General features: G+C 63.6%; 6 protein-coding genes. All 6 read left to right on the top strand.

What is annotated here, in order from left to right; all coding sequences use genetic code 11:
- A partial coding sequence (locus tag ACEW8G_RS02360; protein WP_373486842.1) for a nitroreductase occupies window positions 1–618 on the top strand: 618 nt, incomplete at its 5' end.
- 165 nt (window positions 619–783) lie between these two features.
- Window positions 784–3,933 (top strand): CHAT domain-containing protein, encoded by a 3,150-nt coding sequence (locus ACEW8G_RS02355; protein WP_373486841.1) that lies wholly within the window; start codon window positions 784–786, stop codon window positions 3,931–3,933.
- A gap of 5 nt (window positions 3,934–3,938) precedes the next feature.
- Complete coding sequence (locus tag ACEW8G_RS02350) at window positions 3,939–5,978, top strand: CHASE2 domain-containing protein (RefSeq protein ID WP_373486840.1); 2,040 nt, start codon at window positions 3,939–3,941, stop codon at window positions 5,976–5,978.
- Window positions 5,965–6,756, top strand: a complete 792-nt coding sequence (locus ACEW8G_RS02345; RefSeq protein WP_373486839.1) for a hypothetical protein — start codon at window positions 5,965–5,967, stop codon at window positions 6,754–6,756. Before ACEW8G_RS02350 ends, ACEW8G_RS02345 begins: the two co-directional genes overlap by 14 nt.
- A gap of 188 nt (window positions 6,757–6,944) precedes the next feature.
- Window positions 6,945–8,714 carry a ShlB/FhaC/HecB family hemolysin secretion/activation protein gene (locus ACEW8G_RS02340; RefSeq protein WP_373486838.1) on the top strand — a complete coding sequence of 590 codons (1,770 nt, stop codon included), beginning with the start codon at window positions 6,945–6,947 and terminating at the stop codon, window positions 8,712–8,714.
- Between the two features lie 79 nt (window positions 8,715–8,793).
- The coding region (locus tag ACEW8G_RS02335) for a beta strand repeat-containing protein (protein WP_373486837.1) at window positions 8,794–13,041 on the top strand (4,248 nt) is incomplete at its 3' end.

Genomic DNA, 13,041 nt, shown 5'->3' with positions numbered 1-13,041 from the left:
GATCCGGTGCCGCTCGATGTGCTGCAGGAGATATTGCGCAAGGCGCAGCGCGCGCCGTCGGGCGGCAACACCCAGCCGTGGAGCGCAATTGTGTTGTCCGGGCAGCCGCTCGCAGACCTCACCGCCAAGATCAAGGCCAAGGCGGCGACCGCACCGCTGGGCGAGGGGATGGAATATGCCATCTACCCCGAAGGCCTGGAGGGACGCTACGAGGCGCAGCGGCGTGCGGTGGGCAAGGCGATGTTCGAGGCACTCAGCCTCGGCCGCGAGGATGCGGCGGGGCGTTTTGCCCAGATGGCGAAAAACTGGGACAGCTTCGGCGCGCCGGTACAGATATTCACCTACACCCGCAAATATATGGGGCCGCCGCAATGGTCTGACATGGGCATGTGGCTGCAGACCGTAATGCTGCTGCTGCGCGAGGCGGGGCTGGACAGTTGCTCGCAGGAAATCTGGGCGATGCACGGCACCTACATGCGCGAACTGCTGGCGATCGATGACGATCACATCTTCTTTTGCGGCATGGCGGTCGGCTATCGTGATGGAGACGCAGCAATAAACCAGTTTGAGGTGCCCCGCGTAAGCATCGCAGATTCCATCACTTTTCGGGGATTTTGAAGTCAGCCTGCCGGTCTGTGCCACCCCGGGACCGGCCCGGTCTGGTTTTTGTGGCGCTATCGTCCTATAACCCTCCACATAAAACGAATCTACTCCGGGTCGCGTTAATTTGGGTTGTGTAGTTTGCATCCGCATAGGGTGCCAGCGGCATGGCGGGGTGAATTGATGCGCACAGCGATCGAGAAACGGATTGGGAGCCTCACGGCACTGGCGGGAATTGCGCTCGGGCTGTGGGTGCCTTCGGTTGCTGCACAGACGACTCCGCTGGCACTGCGCGACAGCTTTCCGCTCGGTGACAGCCGCGGCAGCCTGTGTCAGGTTCAAACCCGTGGCCTCGACGTCGCCAACAAGGATATATTTGACCGCAGCTGGGCGATTGTCTGCCGCGATTCGGCGCTGCCGGTCGGCTATGTCTTCGCGCTGCGCCAGTCGGGCGACGACATCGACCAGCGACTTGAGGCGCGGCGATCGACGCTGGTCGATTGCAGCACTGCCCAGCCCGCCCCGGCGATCGCCGAAGGGGCCACGCAGCGCAATTGCGCGTGGCGTGACGGCGGCCTCAGCTACAGCGTCGCGCGGATCAACCGGGGCAACACCGCCTTTGTGGCAGAGGGGTTCGCCGCCTATGACAGCGCCCTGTCGCTGGCGTTGCGCTCGATCATGGCAGGCAAGATCGTACCCGGCACGGTCGAGATTGCCACCACCTCGATCGAGGACCCGGCGGCGTTCGCCCGGGTGCAGGCGCTGACGCTCGAGCCCGACGAGGCACTCGCGGAGGGCTATCGCCGCAACAACAGCGGCGATTATGCGCAGGCTGCGGAGTTTTTTGAAACCCTGCAGCAGCGCTTCATCGATCCGGCAGCGACCCAGCTCAAGCAGGAAGAGTTTCTGGTCAATCGCGCGCTCCAGCGCTCGAACCTCGGTCAGTTTGACGAGGCTGACGCGCTGTTTGCGCAGGCCCGCGCGATTGGCAGCGAAGACCCGGTGCAGCAGCGGCTGCAGCGCAATTTTGAGGGCATTCATCTGCTCAACCAGCGGCGGCTGGACGATGCCATGGCTAGGCTGGCCAGACCTGTCGGCCAGATGGCGACCAGCGCGATTGCTTTGCGCGAGGATGCGCGCATCACCGACCAGATTTCCACCCGGATCAACAGCGGCGATCGCCTTTCCGGACGGCTGGGCTTTGTCGATGACCTGCAGCTGACGGTTGAGGAACGCGCGTTCATCATCGATGCACAGGCGGGGCAGCTCGCCGCCACCGCGCTTCGCCTAAAGGGGGATATGCAGGCGGCGCGCGCCGGGCTGGTGCAGGCGCTCCAGCAGGTGATCAGCGTGCGCGACGGCCGGGTGGTGTCGATCATCCGCCTTCGTGCTCAGATCATGGCGGAACTGTCGCTGGTCGAGGAGCAGGCGGGCAATCCATCAGAAGCACGCGGCTGGTTGACCGATTCGCTGGCGCTGCTCGAAACCCAGTATCCTGAGACCAACGCGGTCAATGCGGTGCGCGCGCGGCTGGCGGCTCTGCTGCTGCGGCAGGGCGAAGAGGCACAGGCCAGCGCGTTGTATCGGCAGGTGGTGACCAGCGCGCTGGGCGAACGCGGTGTGCTGGTCGGCTTTGGCAACCAGCTGGCACCGTATTTTGATCTGCTCGCGCGAAACATGGCATCGCAGCCAGCGCTGGCGGCGGATTTTTTTGATGCGACGCAGGTGCTCGCCCGCCCCGGCGTCGCAGAAACCACCGCGATCCTCGCGCGTGAGCTGAGCGCGGGGCAGGGCGAGGCCTCGCGCCAGTTCCGCCAGTCGCTCAATCTTTCGCGCGCGATCGAACGGGCGCGCATCCAGATTGCGGTGATCGAACGCGGGCAGGATGCAGCGGGCAGCGCGACGTTGCTGGCGACCTTGCGAACCGAGCTGGCCGAGATCGAGGCGGCGCAGCAGGCGGCGCTGGTCCAGCTTGCCGCCTATCCGCAATATCGCGCCGCGAGTCCAGCCGTGCTCAGCCTTGCCGAATTGCAGGCCAGTCTCCAGCCGGGCGAGGCGTATGTGAAGCTTGCTGAAATCGCAGGCCGGATGTTCGTGTTCCACGCCGACCGGCAAAGCGCGACAGGCTATGCAGCCACGATCAGCGCGCCCCGGCTGGCGCAGCAGGTCGATGCGATCCGGGCCAGTATTTCTGAATTCAACGGCACCCTGTATGAAACATCGACCTATGATGTCGAGGCAGCACGGGCGATTTACCGCGACCTGCTGGGGCCGGTGGCAGCGCAGATCGAGCAGTCCGCGCACCTGATCTTCGAACCCGATGGCGCGATGCTGCGGCTGCCGCCCAACCTGCTGATCACCCGCGATGAACCGGTCGCAGCATTTCTGGCGCGGCTTGAGAATCCAGATGCCGATGCCTTTGATATGACCGGCATGGCCTGGCTGGGCCGTTCGGTCGAGATCAGCACCGCTGTGTCAGCACGCGCCTTTGTCGATACGCGCAGCGCCCCGCCATCGCGCGCGCCCAATGCCTATCTCGGCATGGGCCAGAACACCCCGGTGTTCAATTTGACCGGCTTTGATATGGCGACGCGGCGCAGCACCGACACCGCCGATCCGGCGTGCGACTGGTCGCTGTCTGAATGGAACCGGCCGATCAATGCCGAGGAACTGCGCCGGGTCAGCGCGTTGCTGGGCGATGCGCGCAGCCAGGTGGTGACCGACGATGCGTTTGCCGACGACCAGATTATGGGCCGGGGCGATCTTGACCAATATCGCATCCTGCATTTTGCCACGCACGGACTGGTCACCCCGCCGCGCACCTCGTGCCCGGCGCGGCCTGCGCTGCTGACCTCGTTTGGCGGTGAGACATCTGACGGGTTGCTCAGCTTCCGCGATATCTTTGACCTGAAGCTTGACGCCGATGTGGTGATCCTTTCAGCCTGCGACACGGCATCGCGCGCCAGTGTGCAGGTGACGCGCGAAACCGGCCTGCAGACCGGCGGGGGAAGCGCGCTCGACGGGCTGGTACGTTCGTTCATCGGCGCGGGCGGGCGTGTCGTGCTCGCCAGCCACTGGCCTGCGCCCGATGATTATGATGCCACCCAGCGCCTGATCACCGGCCTGTTCACGGCGGACAAGGGCTCTGGCATCGCATCGGCATTGCTCTCGGCGCAGCGCGTGCTGATGGATGACGCGTTGACATCACACCCTTTCTATTGGGCGGGTTTTGCGGTAATCGGCGATGGCAAGCGTGATATCATTTCGACAGACACGGTTGCCGCAGCTGGCAGCAGGGGCGAGCCGAACATGCTTGCCGGGGGCCAGCGCTGACAAATATGACTTCAAACAGCACCAGTACACAACAGCCCGCGAGCGACCGCGAGGAAGTGGGACGCAGCCTTGGACGACTGATTCGTCAGCTCGGACTGGTGCGATTGCTCGCAACATGTGCGTTTCTGGTGTTCGCGATTGCGGTGGCACGCCACAGCACTTCGATGCCGCTGCTGGGCGATGCCGAAAACGCGATGTACGACATGCGTGCCGCCAATTTTGCACCGCGCGTCGATCAGGACCCGCGCATCGTCATGGTGGTTTATACCGACGATACGCTGATCGATACCGGACAGCGCAGCCCGGTTGACCGTACGATTCTCGCCAATGCGCTCGCCAATCTCGACGGGATGGGGGCCAAGTCGATCGGTATCGATATCCTGTTCGATCAGCCGCAGGATGATGACGAGGCGCTCAAGTCATCCTTGCGGGCGATGACCACGCCCACCCATGTCGCCTATGCGTCGCTCGACACCAATGCCGAGGCGATCCAGTTTCGCCAGCAGGAGTTTCTCGAAGGCTTCCTGAAAGAGGTGACCACCGACAAGACCGTGCCCACGAGCATCCGGCTGATCACCGATGCCGACGGGGTTGCGCGGCGCTGGCCCGACCAGCCTGCCAATCTGCCGGCGATCATGGTGCGCGCGATGACCCCGCCCAACGCGGCGTTTACCGATTATCGCGGCGCAATCCGCTATCGCCTGCCGCTGTCATCGGAGCGGCCGGTGATCAATAAACTACCGATTGACCTGTTCGCCGATCCAAGCAGCGCCGAATTTCTCGCCGGCGAGATCAAGGGGCGGCATGTGCTGATCGGCGGGGATTTTGTCGACTTTGACAAATTCGATACGCCGCTCACGAGGATCGGCGACCCGGTGACCGGTGATTCGCAGATGATCGGGCTTGAGGTGCACGCGCACATGATGTCGCAGCTGCTCGACAATGATCAACCCTTCGCCTTCCCAAGCTGGGCGCTGTGGGGAATTGCTTTGTCGGTCGTGCTCGCCGGAGCGCTGACCGCGATCAGCAATGCCCGCGCCTGGATTATGGGCCTGCTGCTGACTATGCAGATCGCTTTTTTCATCGTCGTGCCGTTTCTGATGCAGCGCGGTGGGCTCGATACGTTGGGCGTGCCCAGCTTTGGCTGGGCAACCGGCTGGCTGCTCGCCTATACATCGGTTGGCGCGGCTGCGCGGGTGGTCGGGTCGAAGCAGCGCGCCTTTGCACAGAACGCGCTGGGCAAATATCTGCCGCGTTCGGTCGCGGCGGAAATCCTGAAGGATCCCGACAAGCTGGCGCTGCACGGCGAAAAGCGCGAGATTTTCTGCGTGTTCACCGATCTGGAGGGCTTTACCAAGCTGACCCATGCCATCGAGCCTGAGATGGTGGCGCAGCTGCTCAACGATTATCTCGACCGGCTGGCCGAGGTGGTGCTCGAATATGGCGGCACGCTCGACAAGTTTGTCGGTGATGCGGTTGTGGCTTTCTGGGGGGCACCGCTGTCATTTCCCGATGATGGCGAGCGAGCCGCCCGCGCGGCCTGGGCAATGTATGAGGCAGGTGAGGATTTTCGGCTTAACGCGCCAGAAGGCGTGCCGCCAATTGGCCGCACTCGCGTTGGCCTGCATTTTGGTGAGGCGATTGTCGGCAATTTCGGCGGCGAGGGACGCATTCAGTACACCGCATTTGGCGACAGCATGAACACCGCGGCCCGGCTTGAGGCGGCCAACAAGTCGCTCGACACCAGAGTGCTGGTGAGCCGCGAAGCCGCCGAACGATCCGGGCTAGACTGGTATCGCCCCATGGGCAGAATTGTGCTAAGGGGCAGGGCCAAGCCGGTGGAGATTTTCGAACCGGCACCGGACCGGCCAGACAGCGAACGTGACGAGATTTCGCAACTGGTTGCCGCGCACGAAGCGGGTGATGCGACGACTGTGGTGCAACTCACAACACGTCTTGAAGAATTGGGGCAACAACTGGCTATCGCGAATTTGTTCAAGCGACTTGGTCAGACTCAAAAAGGAGAAAGCTATGTTCTCGGTTAATATCAAATCAGGGGTCCGCAAAGCGCTGACTCTGGGCGCTGTCATCGGGCTTGGCGTTGCCGCCAGTTCGGCAGCACTGGCACAATCCATGGTGGTCCGTTCGGCGGGGCCTTCGGCTGCGCAGTATCCGGCTGGCACGAAGCTCGCGGCCAGCAGCAAGGTGGTGCTCAAGGCCAACGACCGCGTGACCGTGCTCGACAAGGCCGGAACGCGCGTGCTTTCCGGGCCTGGCACATTCACGCTGGACGGCGCGGTCAATCGTGACCAGACCCAGTCAACCCAGATTGCCAGCCTGCTCGCAACCAATGCCAACGCGCGCCGGGCCCGCACCGGGGCAGTACGCGGTGCTGGCACGACGCCGATACCCGCCGCAGCGGCTGCCCGCAGCCCCAACCTGTGGTTCATTGATGCCAGCCAGTCGGGCAAGTTCTGTGTGGCTGAACCCAACCGGCTGATGTTCTGGCGCGCCAAGGTTGAAGGCGACGTGGCCTTGCAGCTCAGCAACGCTGGCGGCACGGCAGTGACGCTCGACTGGAAGAACGGATCGGTGAACAAGGCGTGGCCGTTCGCTGAACTGCCGGTTGCCGATGGCAGCTACACATTTGTCGGAGCCGATGGCCAGGCCAAGCAGATCGAACTGGTGCTGCTGCCGACCGTGCCGACCGAAGTCGACGATATCGCAGGAACGCTGATCGCCAATGGCTGCGACAACCAGCTTGGCCTGCTGGTGGAAACGCTGGCTGCGGCAACGCCGTCAGACGCTGCGGGCGACCGTTGAGATGTCGGCACGGATGACGCCGTTCATGCGTGCCTGAATGATGCCTTGAAATGCGCCGTGCGTGATCGCGCGGCGCATCGAAACATAGCCTGAAAACAGGCAAGGAGTTTAAACCGGCCGCTGGGTCGCCGGTCAATCATAGTGACGGAACCGTAAAGGGGGACGCCCACGTGGTTGGAATACGACGTTTGGTTATTGGCTGGAGCGCCTGCGCGTTTCTGGCGGGTGCGCTTTGGCCTGCATTTGCGCAGGCGCAGGCCGTGCCGGGGGCGACGCGCGAGGAGATTTTGCGCGGCAGGCAGGACCAGCAGGTGCCGTCGCAGGGCCAGCCGCTGGGCATCGATAGCGAGATTGAACGCGCGCCGTGTCCGCTGGCGAGCCCAGAATTTGCCGGAATCACCTTTCAGCTTGCGCGCGTCGAATTCACCAACCTGGGGCCGGTGGATGCTGCTGACCTGAACAGCAGTTACAGTGATTTTGTCGGGCAGACCGTGCCGATTTCGGCGATTTGCGACATCCGCGACCGGGCGGCGACTTATTTGCGCGCGCAGGGCTATGTCGCCGCCGTGCAGGTGCCGCCACAGCAGATCGATCAGGGCATCGTGCGGCTCGATGTGCTGATGGCGCGCATGGCACAGGTGCAGGTGCGCGGCGATGCAGGCCCATCTGAACCGCTGCTACGCCGCTACATCGAAAAAATCTCCTCGCAGCCAGTGTTCAACATTCTGGTGGCTGAGCGCTATCTGTTGCTCGCACGCGACATTCCCGGGCTCGATGTCCGGCTCGCGCTGCGCCCGCTGGATGGCGCGCCGGGCGAGGTGATCGGTGAATTCGCAGTGGTGCGGGTTCCGATCTATGCCGATCTGACGGTGCAGAATTACGGGACGCAGGCGGTGGGGCGCTATGGCGCGCTGGCGCGGCTGCGGATCAACGGCCTGACCGGGCTTGGCGACGAGACCACGCTCAGCGCGTTCAGCACGCTGGAATTTCGCGAGCAGCAGGTGCTGCAGGCCAGCCACGATTTCCGCGTTGGCGGCGAGGGGCTGACGCTGGGCGGTGACTTTACCTACAGCTGGAGCGACCCCGACATTGTCGGCGGCAATTTCAGTGCCGAAACATTGGTCGCAGGCGTGCGCGCGACCTACCCCATCATCCGCAGCCAGGCATCCAACCTGTTCGGCACGGCGGGCTTTGAATATATCGACCAGAGCGTCGATTTCGGGCCGCTGCCGCTGACCCGCGATACCTTGAGCGTCGGTTATGTGCGCTTGCTTTACGGTGCGATTGCTCCGGCCAGCGTGACCGGGCGTGATGGCTTTTCGGCCATTGAGCCGCAATGGGCGTTCAATGCCGGGCTGGAGCTGCGCCAGGGCATGGACATTTTTGGCGCCAGCAAGGGCTGTGGCCCGGCGCTCGCGCGGTGCCTGCTGCCCGGGGCCATCCCCCCCAGCCGGATCGAGGGTGATCCGACCGCCTTCGTGCTGCGCGCCGATGCCCGGATCGACTATCGGCCTGACCCGCTGGTGCTGTTGAGCTTTGCGCCGCGGCTGCAATATGCTCCCGATGCCTTGCTGTCTTACGAGGAGATTTCGGGCGGCAACTATACGATCGGGCGCGGGTTCGATCCCGGCGCGATCGTTGGTGACAGCGGCCTCGGCTTCCGCGCCGAGGTGGCTTACGGATCGCTGGTGCCCAAGGATCAGGCCTCGACCGCGATCCAGCCGTTCGCCTTTTTTGATGCGCTTTGGGTCTGGAACAAGGACACCGCCTTCAACGGGCTGAACCCGCAACGGCTGTTTTCGGCAGGCGCGGGCCTGCGCGCCACCATCGGCAACGCCGCGCGCGCCGATCTGCTGGTTGCGGTGCCGGTGTACGATTCCGGCCTGCTCAACCGGCCGGAAGACGTGCGCATATTGTTTAACCTCACATTGCAGCTCGCACCATGGAATCTGCGCTGATGACACGCCAACCAACAGCAGGCCAGGGTGCCGACAACCTCCAGTCGTTCCGCGACGCAGCATTTCAGGGAGCAGGATGATGGTCAGTCCTTCCATCGTTAGCCAGCCATTCGCGCAGGAGCAGGGCAGGGTGCGCTTGCGGCATTCCGGCAAGACGTTGCGGGGCCGGATGCTGGCATCGTGTTCGCTGACCGCTGCGGCGCTTGCGCTGTCCCTGACAATGGGCCGCGCCGAGGCGCAAGTGCGCGACAACTCAGATTTCTATGCCCGCAATGCGCCGATGCTGCCCGTCGCCAGTGCCGGCCCGCTGCCGCCCGCAGGCATGCCGGTGCGTTCCGATATGCGCGTCGAACATCAGCCGCACGATCGCGGCGTGATCGGGGCGATCCTGATCGCAGAGAATATCCCGTACCGGCCCACGGCGATGCCTGCCGATATGATGGTGGCCAGCCAACTGAACGCCGATGTGTCGCGGCCCGTCTTTACGCCCGAAAACCAGCCGCATAGCCGGATCAACCTGCCCGATTTTGCACCGCAGGAGCAACCGCATGTCGTCAATCCCGCCTTTGCGGTGCAGGCGACGCCTGCCATTCCGATTGGTGGCGGATCGGCGGGGATTTCGCGGACCGCCAATGTGGACACCATCCGGCCGTCGAGCGGTGAGCTGATCATCAACTGGACGCCGTTTGATAACCCGACGACGGGCGGCGGCGCGATTGATTTTCTACCCGTTGGCAAGACGCTCGAATTTCTCGGAACCACCACCTTCACCGTGCTCAACCGCATCCTCCCGTCAGACACCGGGCGGGTCGCCCGGTTCGATGGCACGGTGCGCAGCCGCATTGGCACCCAGGTCGGCGGCAATGTCTGGTTCTTCAGCCCCGGCGGCATCATCGCCGGATCATCATCGGTGTTCGATGTCGGCAGCCTGTTGCTGACCACCAACAACATCGACACCACCGGCGGCCTGTTCGGCACCGGCAACACCTTGCGCCTGCGCGGACCATCGGGAAGCACATCGGCGGTGGTGATCGAGGCGGGCGCGTCGATCCTCCAGACGCAGGCGAACAGCTATTTCATTGCCGCCGCGCCGCGCGTTGAACAGCGCGGGCGGATTGATGTCAACGGGTCGGCGGTGCTGCTCGCCGCCGAGCAGGCGGACATCCGCTTCAACACCAGCAGCGCCAACTTCATGACGTTCAACAACGGCCTGTTTGACATCACCGTGCTCGCCGGAACCGATGACGCCAACGGCATCATCCATACCGGCACGACCACCGGCCCGACGCGCACCCCGACGCCAGACGTCGGCTATGGCGCCAATCCGGACAATCAGGTCATCTCGATGGTCGCGGTGCCGAAGAACAATGCCATCACCATGCTGGTGTCGGGCAACATTGGCTATGCCCCTGCGGTGACCGCCGCGCAGCGCGACGGGGTGATTATCCTGAGCGCCGGGCGCAACACGAGCGGTGCGAGCTTTGGTGAGGCGGCATCGCCGGTCGATGGATCCATCCAGTTCGGCAATCTGAACCTGAGCAATGATCTGTTTGCCAGCGCGACCAACGATATCGAGATGGTGGCATCGGGATTGAGCCGCGCAGCGTCGGTTCAGGTCAATGCCGCGCGCAATATCAGCCTTGCCGCTGATGGCGAGATCGACTTCGGTGCCAACCAGGGTGGCAGCATCACCGTTGCGGGCAATGTCAGCTTGCGCGCGGGCAACGGCGCGCAAGGCGGGACGATATCGATCTTCGCCAATGCCGATCCGAGCGCAACATCGCCGCTTGCCACCGTCGAAATCGGCGGCAATCTGACAGCCTCTGTCGATGGATTTGGCCGGGTTGAGACCAATGTTGCAGGGCTCGGCGAGAATGGTGCCGGCGGCACATTGACGCTGGATGTGCTGACCGGCGGCGCGTTCCAGGTCAGCGGGCTGACCACGCTGAGCGCGGACGGCACTGGCGGAGCGCGCGCTGCCGGGTTGGGCGCGTCGCGCGGTGGATTGGTCAATATCAACCTGACCGGCGCCGCGAGCGTAATCAGCTTAAATGAACTTAACGTCAGCGCGAACGCGCTGGATGCGAGCTCGGGCCGCAATAATGCGCTGCCGGGTACCGGCAATGATGCAACCGGGGGCAGCATCAGAGTTAGCGCGTCAGATGGCCGATTCGATGTCCTTAATGCTAGGTTTGAGGCCAATGCTGATGCGCTGACCGGCAGCAACCCGACAATGGCCTCAGGGGGCGTGATCGATCTGGTGTTTCGCGGCGGCACCCACGGCATGGGTTCACTTCAGGCTTCTTCCATCGCCAATTCCGACAACGGTGTTGCAAGATATGGCAGCATCAGCTTGCTGGCGGACAACGCAACGCTGAATGTGTCGAACAGCGTTTCGCTCATCGCGCGCACCAGCGGCGACAATCTGGCCCCATCGGGCGCGACGATCTCTGTCGAGGCCATCAATCAGGCCAGGATCGACGCGGGCAGCTTCCTTGAGATCACGACCGAAGCCTTCGAGAGCAACAGCCCTTCGGTGGTGCGGGGCGGCAATGTCTCGCTTGCGGCCAACAATGGCGCAATATCCGCCGACCTGCTGATCGTTAGTACGAATGTAGACCTTGGCTTTTTCAACGATGCGAACGGTTCGACCGCACTCGGCGGCGCGGCGTCGATGCTTGCGCTGAACGGTGGCACGATTGATTTTGACTTTGCCGATGTCAACGCCTCGGCGCGCGGTGGCAGCGGCAGTTCGGGCGGGCAGGGTTTGGGTGGCTCGGTCAGCATCAATGCCCAGAACGGACGGATCGGCAACAGCGGGTCAGAGATGTTCGTCAGCGCAAACGGGCTTGGTGGCGCACGCGCCAGCGCGTCGGATGAAAACGGCTTTGGGCAAGGCGGCACCATCAACATTGCCGTTCAGGGGACGAGCGGTGCCATTGTGCTCAACAGCCTGTCGGCCAGCGCGGATGGCGCATTCGCCGCGGATTCAGAAACCGGCGGCACCAGCAACGCGGCGAGTGGTGGCACTGCTGTCGGTGGTCTACTCACACTTGATCTTGCCGGTGGCACATTTGCGGTTGAAGATATGTTTGTCGGGGCCGATGGATTTGGCAGCGACGGCGGCGATGGTTTTGATTTTGGCTATGGCAATGCCAGCCCGGTTGGCGATGGCGGGCTTGGTGTCGGCGGCCAGGTTATCGTCAACCTGAACGGCGCTGAGGTTGATGTCGGACGTTTCACGGCCAGCGCGGGCGGCTTTGGTGGCTTAGGCGGTTCAAACGATGCCCCCAATGGCCAACGGTCAGGCAACGGTGGTGTGGGAGAAGGCGGACGCGTCACCTTCAATGCGGTATCCGGGCAGATGACGGTTGGCGAACTGACGCTTGCCGCCAATGGCAACGACAATTTCTTTGGCCGTGGGGGCACAAGTCGCATCAATGGTTCGGGTGATGGCGGCGCGGGCGCTGGCGGTTCGGCGTTATTCCTGAATGATGGAACAGCAACGATCTCAGCCGACACGATCCGCGTTCAGGCGCGCGGTATTGGCGGTGAGGGTGGCTTTGCCGAGGATGGCAGAGCCGCGGGTGCGGGCGGTGCGTCTGAGGGCGGCGAGGCCCAGTATATCGACCGCGCGGGCAGCATCAGCTTCAACCTGCTTGAAGTCGATGCCGACGGCATTGGAGGCATCGGCGGAGAGAGCTTCGATTTTGGCTATGGCGCTGGTGCGGGGGGCCGCGGTGGCAGTGGCAGCGGCGGTTTGGCCCGAATTATCCTGGCGCAGGATGATGAGACCGCCAGTGTCTATACTGTGCGCGCGCAGGGACGCGGCGGCAACGGCGGGAATGGCGGCATCGGTGCATCGGGCGGGTTCGGCATTGGCGGGACAGCAGAACTGACCGTGCGCGACAGCGTGATCGATCTGGGCAGCACAACGATTGATGCGAGGGGCTTTGGCGGCAACGGAACGGCCGGGCCAACCGCAGGCAGCGCGGGCGGTGCGGGCGGTGATGCCGAGGGCGGCGTGGCAAGGCTGATCGGCCAGGGGACTGCCCAGGTGACGTTGGATACGATCACCTTCACTGCAGATGCGTTGGGCGGTAACGGCGCAAATGGTGCTGCAGGTGGCGCATTGGCTGGCGGCAGCGGCGGCAATGCAGGCGGCGGCACCGGCGGCACATTGGAGTTGCTGACATTTGGCGAATCGGTGCTCGATGTCAGCGCCCAGAACGGCATTATCCTGAGTGCAACGGGCACTGGCGGCATAGCCGGCACTGGCGGCAACACGGCAGCCATCGCTCCGCCTGTGCCCTCCGGCGCGCCGACC

It is taken from the genome of Blastomonas sp. (genome assembly GCF_041747255.1).
Taxonomy (GTDB): Bacteria; Pseudomonadota; Alphaproteobacteria; order Sphingomonadales; family Sphingomonadaceae; genus Blastomonas.
The sequence above is the reverse complement of the archived record's forward strand: the minus strand, read 5'-3'. Positions and strand labels throughout refer to the sequence as shown.